This window comes from Nocardiopsis sp. EMB25 (assembly GCF_026797795.1).
GTDB lineage: Bacteria > Actinomycetota > Actinomycetes > Streptosporangiales > Streptosporangiaceae > Nocardiopsis > Nocardiopsis lucentensis.
Genome location: NZ_JAMTDN010000001.1, coordinates 5,209,906 through 5,229,469 on the forward strand (window position 1 = coordinate 5,209,906; position 19,564 = coordinate 5,229,469).

General features: G+C 71.5%; 9 protein-coding genes. 7 read left to right on the forward strand and 2 right to left on the reverse strand.

What is annotated here, in order from left to right:
* The first annotated feature begins 77 nt into the window (after nucleotides 1–77).
* Genes KIK06_RS23055 through KIK06_RS23065 form a run of 3 tightly spaced genes read left to right on the forward strand, consistent with a single transcriptional unit; the run spans nucleotide 78 to nucleotide 11,614 of the window.
* On the forward strand, nucleotides 78–2,216 hold the full coding sequence (locus KIK06_RS23055; protein WP_268645055.1) for a beta-ketoacyl synthase N-terminal-like domain-containing protein: 2,139 nt from the start codon (nucleotides 78–80) through the stop codon (nucleotides 2,214–2,216).
* Nucleotides 2,209–8,949, forward strand: a complete 6,741-nt coding sequence (locus KIK06_RS23060) for a type I polyketide synthase (RefSeq protein ID WP_268645056.1) — start codon at nucleotides 2,209–2,211, stop codon at nucleotides 8,947–8,949. The genes KIK06_RS23055 and KIK06_RS23060 overlap by 8 nt, the downstream gene beginning before the upstream one ends.
* Entirely contained in the window at nucleotides 8,933–11,614 is a 2,682-nt protein-coding gene (locus tag KIK06_RS23065) for an amino acid adenylation domain-containing protein (RefSeq protein ID WP_268645057.1), read from the forward strand. Before KIK06_RS23060 ends, KIK06_RS23065 begins: the two co-directional genes overlap by 17 nt.
* A gap of 358 nt (nucleotides 11,615–11,972) precedes the next feature.
* Here the strand turns inward: KIK06_RS23065 and KIK06_RS23070 are convergent, their stop codons facing one another.
* A complete protein-coding gene (locus KIK06_RS23070; RefSeq protein WP_268645058.1) occupies nucleotides 11,973–12,944 on the reverse strand; it encodes a helix-turn-helix domain-containing protein in 972 nt (323 codons plus the stop codon).
* Nucleotides 12,945–13,303: 359 nt separating this feature from the next.
* Entirely contained in the window at nucleotides 13,304–13,585 is a 282-nt protein-coding gene (locus tag KIK06_RS23075) for a GntR family transcriptional regulator (protein WP_268645059.1), read from the reverse strand.
* A gap of 164 nt (nucleotides 13,586–13,749) precedes the next feature.
* Here KIK06_RS23075 and KIK06_RS23080 point away from each other — a divergent pair, with 164 nt between their 5' ends.
* The 4 genes from KIK06_RS23080 (at nucleotide 13,750) to istB (ending at nucleotide 18,400) form a co-directional block, all read left to right on the forward strand.
* Nucleotides 13,750–14,166, forward strand: a complete 417-nt coding sequence (locus KIK06_RS23080) for a hypothetical protein (protein ID WP_268645060.1) — start codon at nucleotides 13,750–13,752, stop codon at nucleotides 14,164–14,166.
* Nucleotides 14,163–15,032: a hypothetical protein gene (locus KIK06_RS23085; protein WP_268645061.1), complete on the forward strand. Its 870-nt coding sequence runs from the start codon at nucleotides 14,163–14,165 to the stop codon at nucleotides 15,030–15,032. The genes KIK06_RS23080 and KIK06_RS23085 overlap by 4 nt, the downstream gene beginning before the upstream one ends.
* Before the next feature lie 1,068 nt (nucleotides 15,033–16,100).
* Nucleotides 16,101–17,609 carry an IS21 family transposase gene (gene istA / locus KIK06_RS23090; protein ID WP_017602407.1) on the forward strand — a complete coding sequence of 503 codons (1,509 nt, stop codon included), beginning with the start codon at nucleotides 16,101–16,103 and terminating at the stop codon, nucleotides 17,607–17,609.
* Complete coding sequence (gene istB / locus KIK06_RS23095) at nucleotides 17,609–18,400, forward strand: IS21-like element helper ATPase IstB (protein ID WP_268641605.1); 792 nt, start codon at nucleotides 17,609–17,611, stop codon at nucleotides 18,398–18,400. Before istA ends, istB begins: the two co-directional genes overlap by 1 nt.
* Nucleotides 18,401–19,564: the final 1,164 nt, after the last annotated feature.

The window sequence follows — 19,564 nt, forward strand, 5'->3', positions numbered from 1 at the left end:
CCCTCCCCTCCACGCACCCACCCCGCGCGTCCGCCATCACCCGTGCCCACGCGCAGTCACCCCCTCGGAGCGCATCCGTGACACCTGTCGCCATCATCGGCCTGGCCTGTCGGTTTCCCGGGGCGAAGAACCCCACCCGGTTCTGGGCCAATCTCGTCGGCGCCGTCTCCAGCGTCGGCGCCGTCCCCAAGGGACGATGGGCCGACCGAAGACCCGTGCCGGGCGCGCCTCCGGCCGGCACCGGAGGCTTCCTGCCCGACCCCGACCTCTTCGACGCGGAGTTCTTCGGTGTCTCGCGCAGGGAAGCGCAGTACATGGACCCGCAGCAGCGCCTACTGCTGGAGCTGGCATGGGAGTGCGTCGAGGACGCCGGCCTCTCGGCCGACGGGCTGCGGGACACGCGCTGGGGCGTCTTCGTCGGCGCCGACGCCGACGACTTCCGGATGCGCTACTTCATGAACGGATCCCTGGACCGGTTCGGCCACATGGGCACCAGCAGCTGCATGCTCGCCAACCGGGTGTCCCACCACCTGGGCCTCCGAGGCCCCAGCGAGGTCACCGCCAGCGGCCAGTCCTCCTCCCTGGTCGCGCTCCATCGCGCCGTCGGCGCCCTACGGCTCGGTGAGTGCTCGGCCGCACTCGTCGCCGGAGTCAACCTCAACCTGCTGGGGGCCGTCACCGAGCAGGTGCGGCTGTGGGGCGGACTGTCACCGGACGGCCGGTGCCACACCTTCGACGAGAGGGCGAACGGATACGTCCGGGGCGAGGGAGCCGGTTGCGTCGCCCTCAAGCCGCTGGACGCGGCGGTGCGGGACGGTGACCACGTCTACGCGGTCATCCGCGGCAGCGCCACCGCCAACGACGCCGGCCGGGGAGCGGGCGGCCTCGGAGTCCCCGCCGCCGAGGCCCAGCGCGAGGCGATCACCGCGGCGCACGAGGCGGCCGGCGTCACCGCCGAACGTGTGGCCTACGTGGAGCTCCACGGCACCGGGACCGCGGTCGGGGACCCGGTGGAGGCCGAGGCGCTCGGTGCGACCGTGGGACGGCACCGCTCGAAGGACGACCCGCTGCCCGTCGGTTCCGTCAAGACGAACATCGGCCACCTGGAAGCCGCCGCCGGCATCGCCGGGCTGATCAAGGCGTGTCTGATGGTGCACCACGGCCATCTGCCGCCCACCCTCAACCACGGTCGGCCGCACCCCGGCATCCCGCTGGACGAGCACAACATCCGGGTGGTCACCCGGCCCGAGCGGCGGACGTTCGGCCCCCGGGACGTCATCGGGGTCAGCTCCTTCGGCATGGGCGGCACACACGCGCACGTGCTGCTCGGAGCGCCGGACGACCGGTCGGCGCCGTACGGCGCCGAGGGGTCCCCGGACCGGAGCGCCGACTCCGGGAAGGACGGTCACGAGGCCGCCGTCTGGTGCCTGTCCGGATGTTCCCGCGACGCCGTCCTCGACCTGGCCCGGGCCCTGCTCGACCACCCGTTCGACGAGTCCGCCGGCACGGTCTCGGACATCGGGCGCGCCCTGAGCGTCCGAAGCCACCGGGAGTACCGGGCCGCCGTCCTGGGTTCCGACTGGAACCAGATCCGGCGGGGATTGGCGAAGATCGTCTCCGGACACGATCTCGCGGTCCCCGCGGAGTGGATGCCCCGGACCCCCGGGCGCCGAGACGACGCGGTGCGCGCCGCGAGCGCCTACGTGCACGCGGGCGACGTCACGGGTGTCCGCGGCCACCTCGGCGAACGGCGGCGCGCGGTACCACTGCTGCCCACCTACCCCTTCCAACGCCGGCCCTTTCCCCTGCCGGACGGGCACGCGGGCCCCGGCACGCGTCCCGTGCCCCGGCGGCAGGACCCGGATCCCGGTGTCCGGTCCGACGCCCCGCCGTCCGGCGCGGCCGACAGCGCGCGCCCCGCACCGCGCTTCCTGGACCGGTGGTCCACCGCCCGCACCGCCACCGACCGCTCCTGGGCGATGCGGAGCCTGCTCGAGGACGAGCTCGCCGCCGTCCTCGACGGGCCCGCCCCCGCACAGGCCTTCGATCGCAGCTTCAGCGACCTCGGAGTCGACTCGATGACCCTTCTGGAGTTCGCGGACGCGGTCGCGGACCAGACCGGGGTCGGGATACCCGAGACCGTCCTCTTCGACCACCCCACTCTGAACGAACTGGCCGACTACCTGACGGAGAAGTTGGAGGGACAGCGTGCCTGAACACGGTCCGGTGCGGGACGACATCGCCATCGTGGGCATGGCGTGCCGGTTCCCGGGAGGGGTGAACACCCCCGAAGAACTGCGGGACATGGTCGTCCAGGGCCGCGACGCCGTGGGCGACTTCCCCGACAACCGCGGCTGGGACACCGCGGACCTCTACGATCGCGCCTACGCCCGGCAGGGCGGCTTCCTGTACGAGGCCGACTCCTTCGACGCGGCCTTCTTCGGGATCCGACCCGCGGAGGCCAAGGCCATGGACCCCCAGCAGCGGGTGCTGTTGGAGGTGGCCTGGGAGGCGGTCGAACGGGCCGGGATCGTGCCGTCGAGCCTCAAGGGCTCGTCGACGGGCGTCTTCGTCGGCGTGATGCCCAACGAGTACGGGATGCCGCTGTGGCGCTGGCAGGACGAGACGGCCGGGTACATGGGGACCGGCACCTCCACCAGTGTCGCCTCCGGCCGCATCTCCTACCTGCTCGGACTGGAGGGCCCGGCGCTCACCATCGACACGGCCTGTTCGTCGTCGGGCGTGGCCATCCACACCGCCGTGCGGTCGCTCAGGAGCGGGGAGACGGACCTGGCCCTCGTCGGCGGCTGCACCGTTCTCGCGGGACCGGGCATGTTCGTCGACTTCGCCAAGAACCACGCGCTCTCGCCCGGGGCGCGCTGCCGCACCTTCTCGGACGCCGCCGACGGCACCGTGTGGGCCGAGGGCGCGGGCGTCCTCGTCCTCGAACCACTCGCCAAGGCCCGACGCCTCAACCGCCGCGTCCTCGGCGTCATCAAGGGGACGGCGGTCAACCAGGACGGAGCCAGCAACGGGCTGACCGCCCCCAACGGCCGTGCCCAGGCCAAGGTCATCACCCAGGCGCTGGCCGACGCGGGACTCGCCCCCCAGGACGTCCAACTGGTCGAGGCGCACGGCACGGCGACCCGGCTCGGCGACCCCATCGAGGTCAACGCCATCAGCGCCACCTACGGTCGGGGCGACCGTGAGGCCCCGGTCTTCCTCGGCTCCCTCAAGTCCAACATCGGCCACTCCATGGCCGCGGCCGGAGTCGGCGGCGTCATCAAGTGCGTCACCGCGATGCGCGCGGGAGTGATGCCTCGGACGCTCCACGTCGACGGGCCGCTCAACACACATGTCGACTGGTCGAACTCGGTCGAGGTGCTGCGGGAGAACCGGCCCTGGGCCTCCCGGGACGGGGTCCGGCGCTGCGCGGTCTCCTCCTTCGGCGTCAGCGGCACGAACTCGCACGTGATCCTGGAGGGCTGGGACGACGAACCCGCCGCGGACCCCGGTGACGGGGCGGAGGACCGCCCGACCCTGCTCAAGCTCTCGGCCGCGACCCCCACGGCCCTTCGGACCTACGCCGAGGCCGTGGCCGCCCGGCTGGAGTCGGGCGAGGCCCCGTTGGACGGTGTGGAGCACTCCCTGATGCTCGCCCGCCAGGACTTCGACCACCGCGCGGTCGTGCCGGGCGGTAACCGCGGCGAGCTGATCGCCGCCGCCCGCGCGTTCGCCGCGGACCCCGCGGACTCACCGGCCGTGTACGGCGACGCCCGCCCCGTCCGCCGCCCGGTGTTCGTCTTCCCGGGCCAGGGCTCGCAGTGGCCGGAGATGGCCCGGACACTGCTGGGGCAGTCCGACGTCTTCCGGCTCCGGGTCGAGGAGTGCGCCCAGGCCTTCAAACCACACCTCGACTACGAGGTCATGCAGGTCCTCTCCGGCGAACGGACGGACATCGACCTGGAGCGCACCGACGTCATCCAGCCGCTGCTGTTCTGCGTCATGCTCGGCCTGGCCGAGATGTGGCGCTCGGTCGGAGTGGAGCCCGCCGCCGTGGTCGGCCATTCACAGGGCGAGGTCGCGGCCGCCTGTCTGGGCGGCGCCCTCAGCGTGGAGGACGCCGCCCGTGTCGTCGCCTGCCGCAGCCGGCTCCTGGAGGAGTCGGGACGCGGCGGCATGGCCGCGCTCGCCGTCTCCCCGGAGACGGCGCGGCGACTCATCGGTGAGGCCGACGCCGACCTGGTCGTCGCGGCGACCAACGGCCCCGACTTCGTCCTCGTCTCCGGCGACGACGAGCCGGGGATCGAGCGCCTGCTCGACCTCTGCGACGGCCGTGACGTCTACGCCCGCCGGGTGCCGGTGAAGTACGCCTCGCACTCACCCACCGTGGACGCCCTGCGCGACGACATCCTGGCGGCTCTGTCCGACGTCACCCCGACCCGCTCCACGATCCCCATGTTCTCCACCGTGGGAGCCGAGCCGGTCGAGGGCGACGAACTCGACGCCGCGTACTGGTACCGCAACCTGCGCGGACAGGTGCGGTTCGCTGAGACCGTCGCCGAGATGACCGCACGCGGCTATGACGCGTTCATCGAGGTCAGCCCGCATCCCGTGCTGGTCGGCTCCCTGGAGGGGATCGTGCGGCAGACCGGCGGCGACAGCCCGGTCACCCCGACCCTCAGACGCGACCAGGGGACCTGGGAACGCTTCCGCACGGCCGCCGGTGAGGCCTACGTGCGCGGCCACACGATCGACTGGCGCGCCCTGAGCGGTGATCCAGGGGAGGCCGAACCGCCTCTGGTGGATCTGCCCACCCACCCCTTCGAACGGCGGCGCTTCTGGCTGTCCGGCCCGGCGGCCCCGGCGGCCCCGAGCTCGGCACCGCCCACCGCCTCCGTCCGTGACGGGGGACATCCCTTCCTCTCCTCCGTCGTGTCGACGCACGACGGGACGGTCCTCCTCAGCGGAGACCTGTCCGTGCGCAGCCACCCGTGGCTCATGGACCACAGCGTCGAGGACACCGCTCTGCTGCCCGGCACCGCCTTCCTGGAGCTGCTGCTGGCCGCCGGTCGCGAGGTGGGCTGTCCCGACGTCGAGGAGATGATGCTCTGGGACCCGCTCCCGGTTCCCACGGACGGATCCGCCGTCGACATCCAGGTGTCCGTCCGACCGCCCGAGCCGCGGGGCGCGCGTCCCGTCGCGGTCTACTCGCGCCCGAGGGGAGACGAGGAATGGTCGTGCCACGCCGAGGGGGCGCTGACCCCGGGCGGTACGGCCGCGCGGGACACCGACCCGCCCGACGCGGTCCGCGCGGGCCGGGACGGTGAGCCGCTGCCCGCGGACGCCATGTACGAGCTGCTGCGCGGCCGCGGATACGGTTACGGGCCCGCCTTCCGCGGGGTCCGCGAGGCCGAGGACCACGGCGAGCTCAGCCGCTCGCGCATCGTCCTCCCGGACGCCGCACGCGTCAACCACCGCGGCTTCACGATCCATCCGGCGCTCACCGACGCCGCGCTCCACGCCGCCGTCGCCACCGGGCTGCTGGGCACCGCCGACCCCGGAAGCGTCGCCGTCCCCTTCGCGTTCAGCGGTGTGCGGCTGGGGGAGGCGGCCGGCGGCGAGGTCTGCCACGCGATCGCGCGCCGCACCGACGACAACGCCGTCTCGCTCGTCCTGACCGACCGGTCCGGAGCGGTGCTGCTGACCGTGTCGCGCATGGTCGTGCGCGACCTCGCGGTCGCCCCGGCCGCCCAGGACGGCACCGACACCGCCACCCTCTACGAGCTGGACTGGCGTCCGCCCGCCACCGAACCGGCGGACGACGTTCGGCTCTGCGCGGTCAGCGAGGACGACGGCCGTCTCCACGCCGTCCTGCGGGACGCCAGCAGAGGCGGCATCTCGGTGGCGACCCTGGACGAGGCCCTCATGGTCATCAGCGGCCTCCCCGGAAGATGGCAGATCGCCGTCGCCGTCTCCGAGACGGAGGGCACGGTCGGCGAGCGGGCCCACGGGACGGCGGCCGCCGCCCTGGACACACTCCAACGGTGGCTCGGCGAGGAGGACCTCGCCGACCGCGTGCTGCTCACCCTCGTCACGCGCCACTCCGTCGCCGCCCCCGGCGACGGGGAGTTCCGCCTGGGCGCGAGCGCGGTGTGGGGCATGGTCCGCTCGGCGCAGACCGAACACCCCGGTCGGGTCCGGATCGTCGACGTCGACGACGCGGCACTGGGTGAGCCCGAGGCCGTGGCCGCGGCGCTCAAGCGCTCCGAACCACAGCTCGCCGTCCGCGGCGGCCGGGTGCTGTGCCCGCAGCTGACCCATCACAGGCCGGGCCGGGCCGCTCCCCCCGATCCGGGCGACGGCGCCGTCGTCATCACCGGCGGAACCGGCACCCTCGGCCGTGAACTGGCCCGACACCTGGTGACCCGCTGGGGCGTGCGCTTCCTCGCCCTGGTGAGCCGAAGCGGGGACGGCGCTCCGGGGATCGCCGAGTTCCGCGACGAGCTGTCAGGGCTCGGCGCGGCGGTCCGGGTCGTCGCGGCCGACACCGCCGACGCCGATGACGCCCGCCGGGCGTTGGCCCAGGTGCGGGAGTGGCGGCCGATCACCGGTGTGGTGCACGCGGCGGGCCTGCTGGACGACGCCATCGTCTCCGCCATGACCCCCGAACAGCTGCACCGGGTCCTGCGGAGCAAGGTCGACTCCGCCGTGGCCCTGGACGACGCGACACGCGACGACGACCTGCGGTTCTTCACGCTCTTCTCGTCGATCTACGGTGTGCTGGGCGGCCCGGGGCAGGCGAACTACGCCGGCGCCAACACCTTCCTCGACCACTTCGCGGCGTGGCGCCGCTCCGAGGGACGGCCCGCCAACGCGGTCGCCTGGGGACTGTGGTCCGAGTCCACCGGAATGACGGGCCACCTCGACGAGCGCGACCTGCTGCGACTGCGCCGCAACGGTGTGGCGCCGTTCTCCGTCGGCGAGGGGCTGGAGCTCTTCGACCGCGCCCTCGCCAGTGACGCGGCCGTGCTGGTGGGCGGACGTGTGGCGCTGCCCGACGCGAACGCGCCCGACCCGGCCGACGTGCCGTTCCTGCTGGGCGAACTGACGGCCCGGCGCGACCGCGGGACCGCCGCCCCGGGCCCCGCCGCCGGACGGGGCGCCGCGACGCGCCACGGCTCGGCCCCGACCGACGGCGACGCCTCCCGGCCCCGGTCGTCCGGTTCCGACGGCGCGGACTCCGGCGGCGCGTCCGTCCTCGCCGTGCTGAACGATCCGGACGCGTCCGCGGACCGGCGCACCGCCGTACTGCTCAACCTGGTCACGGCACGCAGCGCCGAGCTGCTCGGCACCCGGCCCGAACGCGTCGACCCGCAGAGGTCCTTCTACGAGATGGGATTCGACTCCCTGACCTCCGTGGAGCTGCGCACACGGCTCGGCCGGGCGCTGGACGTCCGGCTCGGGGCGACCGCGGTCTTCGACCACCCCACCCCCCAGGCCCTGACCGAGCACGTCCTCGGACTGTTCGCACCCCCGGAGGAGGGAGCGACGACGCAGGCGGGCACCGCCGAGCCCGACGGAACGGAGCGAGACACCCGCACGGAGCCGGTGCCAGGGGCCGCCCGCCCCGACCCCGGGGAGTTCGGCCTCACCAAGCTCCAGGAGGCCTACGTCGTCGGCCGCGCGGGCGACTTCGAACTGGGCGACGTGCCCACCGTGCTGTACATCGAGGTCGACCTCACCGGATTCGACGTCGCGGCGGCCGAGCGCGCGCTGCGCACGCTCATCGGGCGGCACGAGATGACGCGGGCGGTCTTCACCCCCGAAGGGACCCAGCGCGTGCTGGGTGAGGTGCCGGAGTACCGCATCGCCGTGGAGGACCTCCGCGACCTCGGAGAGGAGGAGCGGACGGCCCGTCTGACGGAGCTGCACGACCAGCTGCGCACGCACGGTTTCGACATCACGGCCTGGCCGCTGTTCCTGGTGCGCGCCACGCGCCTGACCGACCGCGTCACCCGCCTGCACGTCGCCGTGGACGTGCTCATCTCGGACGGCGGGAGCAGCACACTGCTGTTCAACGAGTGGGCTCGGCTGTACCGGGACCCGCGTGCCCAACTGCCGCCGGTCGGACCGTCGTTCGAAACGTTCGTGCGCGGGATCCGCGCGCACGGCGAGTCGGAGGCGGTCGCACCGAGCCGGGAGTACTGGCGTGAGCGCGCGGCCGGACTGCCGCCCGCGCCCGAGCTCCCGCTCACCGTCAGCCTGGGCGACGTACGGACCCCGGACTTCGGCAACCGGTGCCTGCGGATCAGCGCGCCGGAGTGGGCGGCGTTCCAGCGCAACGCCGCGGCGGCCGGGGTGACCCCCTCCTGCGCGGTCCTGACCGCCTACTGCCACGTACTGGCGCGGTGGTCCAAGACCCCGGACTTCACGGTCACCATGCTGGTCTCCCAGCGCAGCGGGGTCCTCGACGTGGACATGTCCCGGACGGTCGGCAACTTCTCCTCGACCAGCCTCCTGGAGGTGCACATCGACCCCGGAGCGCCCTTCCGCGAGAACGCCGCGGCGATCCAGCGGCAACTGCTCCACGACATGGAGCACGTCGCCTACACGGGTCTCGACGTCCTGCGCGACCTGGGCCGCCTGGACGGCGGCGCCGGACGGGCGCGGATGCCCGTGGTCTTCAACAGCACCCTCGGAAGCGGCCCGCGCGCCGGGGGAGCGGAGGAGGCGGGGCCGATCGGCGCGCTGTGCCGACTCGGCGAGTCCGGCGTCCCGGTGTGGAGCGGTGTCCGCACACCCCAGGTGATCCTGGACCACCAGGCCTTCGAGGAGGAGGGGTGCCTGGTCCTCAACTGGGACGTCGTCGAGGAGGTCTTCCCCGAGGGAACCGTGGACGACATGTTCACCGCTTACGAAGGGCTGATCCGTGAACTCTGCCGTTGACAACGCCTGGACTCGGCCCGCCTGGTCCGAGCCGCACGGCGGCGCCGACACCATCCCGCCGGCCGCCGAGCACGTCTTCGCCGAGGACGCCCTGCTCCACCGCGACGTCGTGGCCCAGGCGGCGAGGACGCCGGAGGCCGTGGCCGTCGTCAGCGAGAGCCGGTCGCTGACCTACAGGGAGCTGGACGCCGAGTCCGCTCGCGTGGCCAGGGACCTGGCCGACAGCGGGGCGGGCCCGGAGGACCTGGTCGCCGTCACCATGGAGAAGGGATGGGAACAGGTCGTCGCCTGCCTCGGTGTGCTGCGGGCCGGGGCCGCCTACGTGCCCGTCGACCCGCGGTGGCCCGCGCGCCGGGTACGCGGCATCATCGAGGCGGCCGGGATCGGCCGGGCGCTGGTGCAACCGTGGCTGCGCGACGCCGTCGAGTGGCCCGAGGGCGTGCGGGTCCGAGAGGTGGCGCCGCCCGCGCCGGACGACCCGGTGGTGGCCCCTCCGGAGGTGAAGCCGTCGCCGCGCGACCTCGCCTACGTCATCTACACCTCCGGCTCCACCGGTACCCCCAAGGGGGTGATGATCGAACACGGCCCCGCGCTCAACACCGTTCTCGACGTCAACGGGGAACTGGGCCTGACGTCCCGGGACCGGGTCTTCGCCCTGTCGGCGCTCAACTTCGACCTGTCCGTCTACGACGTCTTCGGACCGCTGTCCGTCGGCGGTGCGCTGGTCATCCCCACACCGGAGGAACTGCGGGAGCCGGACGCGTGGCTGCGGCGTATGCGCCAGGACGGCGTCACCGTCTGGAACAGTGTTCCGGCGCTCATGGCGATGCTGTGCGCGTACGTGCCGACCGACATGCCCCTGCCCGCCCTTCCGCCGCTGCGCGCGGTGCTGATGAGCGGTGACTGGATCCCGGTGGCGTTGCCCGCCGACATCCGGAGACTGTTCCCCGAGGCCGCGCAGTGGAGTCTCGGCGGAGCCACGGAGGCGTCCATCTGGTCCATCTGGCACCGGATCGTCGCCTCCGACGGAGAGCTGCCGTCGATCCCGTACGGGGTGTCGATGCGCAACCAGCACGTGTTCGTCGCCGACCGTGCGATGCGGCCGCGTCCGCCGTGGGTCCCCGGCGAGATCCACATCGCCGGGGCCGGGCTGGCACGCGGTTACCTGGGGGACGCCGGACGCACCGCCCGCAGCTTCGTCACCGACCCCGCCACTGGGCGGCGCCTGTACCGCACCGGTGACTGGGGACGCCTCCTGCCCGACGGTGAGATCGAGTTCCTCGGGCGTGAGGACATGCAGGTGAAGGTCGGCGGTCACCGCATCGAGCTCGGAGACGTGGAGGCGGCTCTGCTCGGCTGCCCGGGGGTCCGGGACGCCGTGGCCGTGGTTCGCGGCGACCGCGACAAGAAGCGCCTCACCGCCCACGTCCTCCTGCGGCCGGACGCCGCCCACACGGGCGCCGAGCTGCGCGAGATGCTGACCGACCGGGTCCCGGGTTACATGGTTCCGGCGGCCGTCACGGTTCGCGACGCCTTCCCCCTGACCTCCAACGGCAAGGTGGACCGGGCCGCCCTGACCGCCGTCCCGGACGATCCGGCGGCGGAGGACGAGGCCGCCGCGCCTCCGGCCGACGACGAGGAGAAGCTGCTGCTGGACATCTGGGGAGCGTTCTTCGAGGCGCCCGCACTGTCCGTGACCGACGACTTCTTCGAACTGGGCGGCGATTCGCTGCTGGCGGTGCGGCTCGTGTCGGCGGTGCGCCGGGAACTGGGCGCCGACCTTCCCGTGGCCGCTCTGTTCGCCGCCCCCACCATCCGTGAACTGGCCCGGAGGGTGCGTGAGGAGAGGGTTGGCACGCCATCGAACGACCGTCCCGTCGTGGTGCCGATCAGGGCCGAGGGGACGGCCACGCCGCTGGTGCTGGCCCACCCCGTGGGCGGAGAGGTGCTGTGCTACGCCGAGCTGAGCCGTCGGCTCGGCGGGGACCAGCCCGTCTACGCGCTGCAGTCGCCGCACCCGAGCGGACGGGAGCCGACCCTCACCGAGCTCGTGGCCGACTACGCGCGGGCCGTCGCGCGTGACGTCCCGGGGAGCACCTACCGGCTCGCCGGATGGTCGATGGGCGGCCTGCTGTCCCTGGAGCTCGCCCGGGAGCTGGAGTCGCTGGGGCACGTCGTCGAACGGGTGGACGCGATCGACGTGACGGAGACCCCCGGGGACCTGGAGAGGGCCGAGGTGGGCGAAGCGCGGCTGCGCTCCTGGCTCGCCCGCGACCTGGCGGGTCTCACCGGTCACGGAGCCGACGCCGACCTTGAGTGTTCCTCCTTGGAAGAGCTCTTCTCCACGTTGGGTGAACGTGGGATCCTTCCCGGCGACATCGACCTGGCGGAGTTCGAGTCGACCTTCGCGCGCTTCGCCGCGAACGCCCGGGCGCTCGCGGGATACCGGCCCGAGCCGTATCCCGGAGCGGTCCACTTCATCCAGGCGGTGTCGGGCGGCGGCGCTGCGACCGCCGAATCCTGGCTGCCCGTGTGCGAGGGGGGTGTCACGGTCGCGGAGGTTCCCGGCGACCACTACACACTGCTGACACCGGAGCACGTCGACGCCGTGGTCGCCGAGCTGCGCGCCCCCTCACCGCGGCCGGTGAAGCCGGTCGGAGCCTGACGCCCACCGGAACGCGAACGCCGCGGCGCGTTCGGCGGGGAACCCCTCGCCGGGCGCGCCGCGTGGCGGAGTGGGTCGTGCCGGCGGGCTGTGCACAAAAGAAACCGCCGGGCCTGTGTGGTGTCCAGGTCCGGCGGTATCTCCACTGTCTCAAGGTGGCGCACTCGGGAGGACTCGAACCCCCAACCTTCTGCTCGATTGGGTGGGTCCCCCGACCTGCGGGGATGTCGTCTGATCTGCGGCGGAGCGGGAGAACTCATACCGGGGGATACCGGAGAATCATCGGTCTTCCCGAAGCGATGTGTACTAAATGTGTACGCCGAAGCGGGGCGCTGAACAGGCGGTGCGCGGCCGTCATCTACGCGGCTTCGGCCTCGTCGAGCGCTTCCCGATACTCCTCAGCCCATTCGGCGTCTCGCTGTTCCGGAGGGAGTCCGTCGAGCCCCGCGCGGAGGTTGGTCGCCGCTTCCGCGTGGTCGCCCAACGCCAGGTGCGCCAACCCGATCCCCATGCGGGAGAACGTTGGCGACAGCCAGTAGGCCGTTTCCGGCGGGAGCGTGTCCGCCGCGTCGTCGGCGAGCTTGGACGCCTCTCCCAGCAACCGCCGCGCCGCGTCGTGCTCGCCGAGAAGCGCGTATCCGTGCGCGGCCTGGACTCCGTCGCCGACGCGTTGCAACGGCGCGGCCCCGGGCGTGAGGTACGCGGCGAGGAACCAGCGCACGACCGCGCGGGGGCGGCCCTGTTGCCGGGCGAGGTAGCCCCGGAAGTTGAGCGCCTGGGCGGCGAGTTCCCCGCTGTCGACGTCGTCGGCGCGCTCCTCCGCCTCCGTGAGCCAGCGGACCGCCTCCGCGTCGTTGCGTGCCTCCGCGTGGAGCCACCCGACGAACTGGACCCATTCGGCCGCGACTTCGTGGAGCGCGTCCGCGTGAGGTCCCCGGGCGTCGCGCGCCAACCGCTCCACGCTCTCCCACTGGGCTTGCGTCGGGGTGAGCATGGCGGTCGCCGACAGGGTGTCGTCCAACCTGCGTTGCGCGGCGAGCACGTCGGCGAGTGCCCGGACGGTTCCCGCGTCCAACCTGGTTGGGTTCGCGAGGCTGTGCGCGATCCTGCCCCGGTCGTCGTCGGTGAGCGTGGCGGCGAGCTCGGCGAGTGCCCCGTCAGCGCCCACGAGGCGGTCAAGGGCCTGGGCGATGTGTGGGGACGGTGGGCGTTTGCCGGACAGCACACGGGACAGGTGTCCGGGGTCGACGGGCACGGCCTTGGCCGCGGCGCGTAGGGAGATGCCGCGTTCTGCCAGGGCCGCACGGGCACGCGCCGCGAAGTCGGACAAGGCGGACCTCCGAGTGTTGCCAACGCCGTTGCCCCAAGGGTAGGCAACGAAAACCCCTAGCAGTAGGGCTTTCGGCGGAGGAACGCTGTTCGTATGAACCGCACCCAAACCCCGTCACCGTTGGCGGACCTCGTCGACTTCCTTGAAACCAGGCACGGCGTTACCACGTACCCCGGGGCGGACCCCGGTCGCGTCGTTGCGACAGTTCACGGGAACACGGTCACGGTCTGTCTGGTGGGCAAGTGGTGGCACCGCGAAACTCAATCGGGAGCGCGCAGGAACCTCGTTCCCCTCTACCCCCGGGGCATGGAATGGTCCGTAGCTCGCGTGGTCGCGGAGGAGTTGGACGGCGAGGGCCTCTAGGACTCCTCGTGTGGCAGCACGAACACCCCTTTACCGCTCACGATGCGTACCCGCCCCTCTTCCGCTAGGAACGCCGTCGTTTTCCGCACGGTCCCGCGCGCAAGTCCGAACTCTTGGACAAGTTGCGTGATGCTCGGAATGGGCCTGTGGGGCGGGTAGTCGCCCCGTTCGATCCTCGCAACGAGCACAGCCGCGAGCTGTAGCCACACAGGGTCCGGACCCTCTGGGTCTAGCTCCGCATCCGGCCCGTATCCAGCAGGAATGGTTGGTTCTCCCATGCGGCCGACAGTGACACGCCACGTAATGTCAGATCAGCGCAGGACAGGCTATGGCAGACCATGGCACGGTCAAGGTATGGTTACGGAGCCCGTAATTAGCGGGACCCCGGCGACGTGCGGCAAACACGCCCCGGGGCCATGGCCAAGCGAATGGAGCGCTTGACGTGTCACACGTTATCGCCTTGCTGTCCCTGATAGTCCGTCTGTTCCGCCCCGTGCGCGGACTCCACGCGGCTCCGCGTGCCCTCCGTCGCGAGGTGCGCCGCGCGAACCGTGTCCGCCGCTACGCCAAGGACATCCCGACCGTCGCGACGGCGGACAACACCCTTGACGTTCCGCGCGTTCCCGCCCCGCGTCCGGCCCCGGACGTCGCTCCGCCCCGGACTCTTGGCCCGGTTCCGGCCGACTACGTGCCCGTGGTCGACCCCTCCGCCGTCGCCGCGCCAGCCGCGATCGTGCGGGGGCACTACCGCGCGTATGAGGCACGGCAGGAACGCGCGCGTATCGACCGTGACCGGCTGGGCGTGGCCGTGCTCGCGGACATCGCACGCGTCACCCAGCGCGCGGAGGTGTCGGCGTGAGCGCGCTCAACCGGTACCCGAACCAGTGCGGTTGGTGGGTGGTTCCCGTGCGGGGCGGGGGAATCTTCCGGCGGCTGTGCATGCTCGCCGTGGATCACACGGGCAACCATCTCGCGGAGCAGGGGTACCCGTTCACCCTCCCCGCCGACGCGCAGCGGCAGGGAAGCGCGTGTGAAGCGCGCAGGCCCGTCACGGGCCTGGTGCGGGGGAGTTCCCGTCTGCCGTGCGTGCTTGTCCCTGACCACGACGGACCACACACCAACGCTGCCCACGACCGCTGGCACGACACCGACGTCTGGGACCAGCCGCACGCGCAGACCGGACGCGAAGCGGAGCGGCACGCACCGCCGTTCGTGTCGGTTCCCGCCCGGACAGCGGAGGGCGCGGATACCAGCGACGACACCGACCAGGTCAAGGCGTGCCCTGTCACGGGTTGCGCGCTTGTGGCCGGACACGAGGGAAAGCACATGAGCTTGGACGCTGAAGAGTTCGTACACGAACCCCAGGCGACGGTGGACGCGACCGTGCTGGCCGAGCAACTGTCGACCCTGTTGGCCGTGCGTGGCAACGCCGCGAGGATGCGCCACGCGCTGCGCGTGGCTGATCGGGTGTTCGATGCCCTGCACGAACACCTGCGCGGCGGAGGAACGCCTCCGCGCGGGTGGCTCCCGGGGCGGGGCGGGGACGGGCAGCGGTACACCACGGCGTGGTTTGACGCGCTCTCGGAGACGTTGCGCGATCCCAACGCCCGGCCGACCCTGCGTGCCACGGCCAACGCGGCGGAGGTGGCCTGGCACGCGTTGGACGCGGCTCTGCGGGAGGGTGCGCCGATGCCCGAACCCTGGGACGGGCGGCGCGGGCGGTAGCACCTGCGTGACGTCGCGGTGGTGGGCACTGAGCGTAACGGCCGGTGCCCACCTTCATCATCACGGAATGTAGTAAATCACGCTCTGTGCATGTCGGGCTTTTGAACCTGACCGGCTTTTTTCCAGGAGCCCCCCGCGTTCCCCCAAACCCCCTGGGTAGGGGGTTACCCCCACCCCGCCCGCGATTCTGTGACTGAGGGTGACATTTTTGTGGTGACTCATTGTGACGAAATGGCGGTGAGGGGGCACACGACCACAGCGGGGCTCACGGCATGTTCTAGCCGTAAAAGGCAGCGTGTCCGTGGTCGTGTCCGGTGTGTGGCGGGTGGGGGCATGCGAGGTCCAGAGTGCGCGCGGTCGGGGGCCTCGGATGCGCCGTCCCAGCCTCTCCCCCCGGGGTGTTGGGCAGCGTGTTGCCGTGGTGCGCGTGGCGCTCCGTCCCAGAGCGCTGCCCGTCTCGTGAGGCGATCGGCGAGGGTGCCCCGGTTCGGCTTCGGTCGCTCGCGGGTGGGTGCGCTGACGCGTGGCGTCCCGGTGCGACGTGCTGTCGATCGTCTGTCCGCTGCCTGTGTCGTCGGTGCCGACCGGTGCCGGTCGGTGCCGGGCATGGGTGCCCCCGTGTGCGGGGCGGTTTCCCCGGGGGTGTGGTCATCGCCGCTGGCGTTTCCCGGTGCTGGGTTTCTCGTTCTGTGCCGTCCCATTCGTCCCACCATCATTTGTGCTGGTCAGCGCGGGACGGTTCTTTTCCTGGGACGGTTCGATCCGTCCCAGGCGTGAAAACGTCCCAGGGGTGAGCTGGGACGATGAGCTTGGGACGTGTGGGACGGCCCCGGGGCTACTTGTCTCGGCCGGCAGCAACACCGCTGGTTTTCACGGAGACATCGCGGCCGGACCGGTGCCCGTGGGAGAACCTCGGTAGCCGTTCGCGTTACCGACCTGACAGCGGACAGTAGATACTCCCCATAGGCGGCCACTTAAGGCCCCGCCCACGGCCACGACACTCCCCACTGATGGCCAGATACCTCCCCGCCTGACCAGGACAAACACCGGTCGGCGAGGGTTGACCGGGTGAAGAGCAGCAGGGAGATCATGGAAATCCTGGAGGCCTACGACCTCACCGGGAGTTACCGGGCAGCGGCCGAACTGGCCGGGTGCGACCACCACACCGTCGCCCGCTACGTCAAACTCCGCGAGACCGGCCAAAGCCCCGAGCAGCGCACCCACCGCGCCCGCCCCATCGACGACTACCTCGACAAGATCGAGGAACTCGTCAACCGCTCCCAAGGCAGGGTCCGCGCCGATGTCGTCCACCGGCGCATCACCGCGATGGGCTTCACCGGCGGCGAGCGCACCACCCGGCGGGTGGTCGCCCAGGTCAAGGACCGCTACCGGGCCGGGAAACGGCGGGTGTTCCGGCCCTGGATCCCCGAACCAGGCCTGTGGATGCAGTGGGACTGGGGAGAAGGCCCCAAGATCCGGGGGCGGCGCACCCACCTGTGGTGCGCCTGGCTGGCCTGGTCCCGCTACCGCGTGATCATCCCGGTCTTCGACAAGACCCTGCCCACCGTGGTCGCCTGCCTGGACGCCACCCTGCGCCGACTCGGCGGGGTGCCCGCCTACGCCCTCACCGACAACGAGAAGACCGTCACCGAAGCCCACATCGCCGGGATCGCGGTCCGCAACCCCGAGATCGTGCAGGTCGCCCGCCACTACGGGATGACGATCCGCACCTGCGTCCCGGCCGACCCGCAGACCAAGGGCGGATCGGAGGCCACAGTGCGCATCGCCAAGGCCGACCTGGTGCCCACCGACGTCAACCTGGCCGAGGGTTTCCGCACCTTCGGCGACCTGGAAACCGCCTGCCGCGCCTTCACCGACCAGGTCAACGACCGGATCCACCGGGAAACCCGCCGCCGTCCCACCGAAGCGTTGGCCGAGGAGCGCACCCGGCTGCACCCGCTGCCCGCCGAACCGTTCACCATCGCGTTTGGCACCACAAGGCGGGTCAATTGGGACAGCACGATCTCGGTGGAGGGGGTTCGCTACTCCGTCCCCCACCACCTGGTCGACACCCGTGTCTGGGCCCGCTTCCACGGCGAGGAGCTGATCGTCACCGCCGTCGGCGAACGCGGCCCCGAGGAGGTGGCCCGCCACGGGCGCTCCACCCCGGGCAACCCGAGCATCAGCGACGACCACTACCCCGAGCGGGGCGACAAGGAAGGCGACCGCACCCCCAGAGCCCACAGCGCCGAGGAGGCCGCGTTCCTGACCCTGGGGCCCGGAGCCGCGTCCTGGCTGGTCGAAGCCGCCTCGGTGGGCACCCGCCGGATCAAGCCCAAGATGGCCGAGGCCGTCGCTCTGGCCAAGCTGCACACTCCGGCCGAGGTTGACCGGGCGCTGGGGACCGCGGCGATCGCGGGCCGGTTCGCCGAGAACGACCTGATCGCCATCTTGGCCCACCAGGCCGGACGCCCTGCCGCCGAGCCCACCCGCGCCAGCGAGGACCACAGCCTGCAGCCGGGCACCTCGGCCTGGTCCTCCTTCGGCCTGCCCCGCGACGACGAGAGCGAGCAGTGATGAGCACCCCGATCCGCACCGTTGCCGGACCGCCCGCCGAGCCGATGGCCGAGGCCGTCGAGCTCACCCGCCGGTTGCGGCTCCCCTACCTGCGCAAGGCCATGGCCGACGTGATCCCCACCGCCAAGGCGCAGCGGTGGGACCCAGCCGAGGTGGTCCGCGTCCTGCTGGCCGAGGAAGCCGCTGGACGCGACCAGACCAACCTGCGCACCCGCCGCAAGCGGGCGAACTTCCCCACTGGCAAGACGTTCGGGGACTGGGACGAGACCGCCTCCTGCATCGCCCGACCCACCCAGGACGCGCTCAAGACGCTGGAGTGGGTGGCCAGGCGGGAGAACCTGAGTATCTGCGGGCCCTCGGGGACGGGCAAGTCGCACTTTTGCGAGGCGCTGGGGCACGCCGCGGTCGAGGCGGGGATGACGGTGGCCTGGCACACCATCGAGGACCTGGGGGTGCTGGTTCGCAGGCACCGGGCGGACGACTCCATGGCCAGGGCCGTGACACGGCTGCTGCGCGCGGACTTGATCGTGGTCGACGATATCGGGCTGCTACCGGTCTCGGCCGATGCGGCCGAGGGGTTCTACAGGCTGGTGGACGCCGCCTATGAGCGCAGGTCGTTGGTGGTTTCCAGCAACCTGCACCCGTCGGGGTTCGACGAGATCATGCCCAAGACGTTGGCGACCGCGACGGTTGACCGGCTCCTGCACCACGCCCATGTCGTGGTGACCCAGGGTGACAGTTTCCGGCTTGCTCAGGCGACCTCGGGAGCGGGGGTGAAGGCGTTGAGTTGACCTCGGACACCACCACGGCGGGGACTTATCTGGCCGCCGTTGGGGAGATCGGCCTGGCCGTCAGTGGGGAGAACTACTGGCCGCCTGCGGGGAAAACACACTGGCCATTGACACCGACCTGACCGCGGTGACAGTGCTCCCTTCTAGGTATGGGTGAGGCTCCCATGGTTCCCAAATCTTATTGGCGAGTAGGAACGCAGACACAGCGGCATCTGGGTAGCTGACGGGGGAACATCTCATCAACTATAGGAATTGCCGATGCAACGAAAATGGGATTACGGTTCCGGCATGAGCAAAGAAGATCTTCCGAGCGACGTGGTCGCTAAGCGGGTGCGAGAAGTGCGTAACCGTCGAGGGTTCACCGCCGCGCAAGTCGCGAAGCGCTGCCAGGAGCTGGGCGCTCCGGCGGCTCTCACGGCCCAGGCCATCGCGAACATCGAATCCGGCCGTCGCGACAGGGAGACCGGACGGCGACGACGACATGTGACCGTTGACGAGCTGCTGATACTCGCGATGGCGCTCGGAGTCGCGCCCGTTCACCTTCTCGTGCCGCCCGACGGAGATGGACCGTTCTCGATCACACCCACGCATAAGGAGAGTCGCGCAGGCACCCGCGCGTGGGTGCGCGGATTTCCAGCCTGTCGCGGCAGTCGACCCGCGCGTGTTCTGGTCAGAGGTGCCCGAAGCGGAGTTCGACAAGAGCGTTTTCGAGATAGTGCGATCGGTTGACAAGGACCAGGAGGACGACGACTAGTGGCACGAGTATGGATTGAGGACCGCGCCGAACACGCGGAGTACCGCGCGCAGGCCGAGAAGGCCAAGAAAGCGAAGCGCAAGCCACCTGGTCGGTGGCGGGTGCGTTGGTACGACCCCGCTGGCAAGCCCAAAGCGAAGGTGTTCGCGAAGAAGCCACAGGCGGAGAACAAGCGAACCGAGATCGAGAACAGCATGGCGGAGGGGTCCTATCGTGACCCCTCGGCGGGGAAGATCCGATTTCACGAGATGGCCGCGAAGTGGTTGGACGCCCAGGCCGTCAAGCGCTCGACGCGCTCCAAGTACCGCGACGTCCTGGACGGCCACATCCTTCCCCAGTGGGGCGATCTTCCGATCTCGGCGATCGGGTTCGACGACGTCGCCGCGTGGCTCGCCGATCTTCAGAAGCCC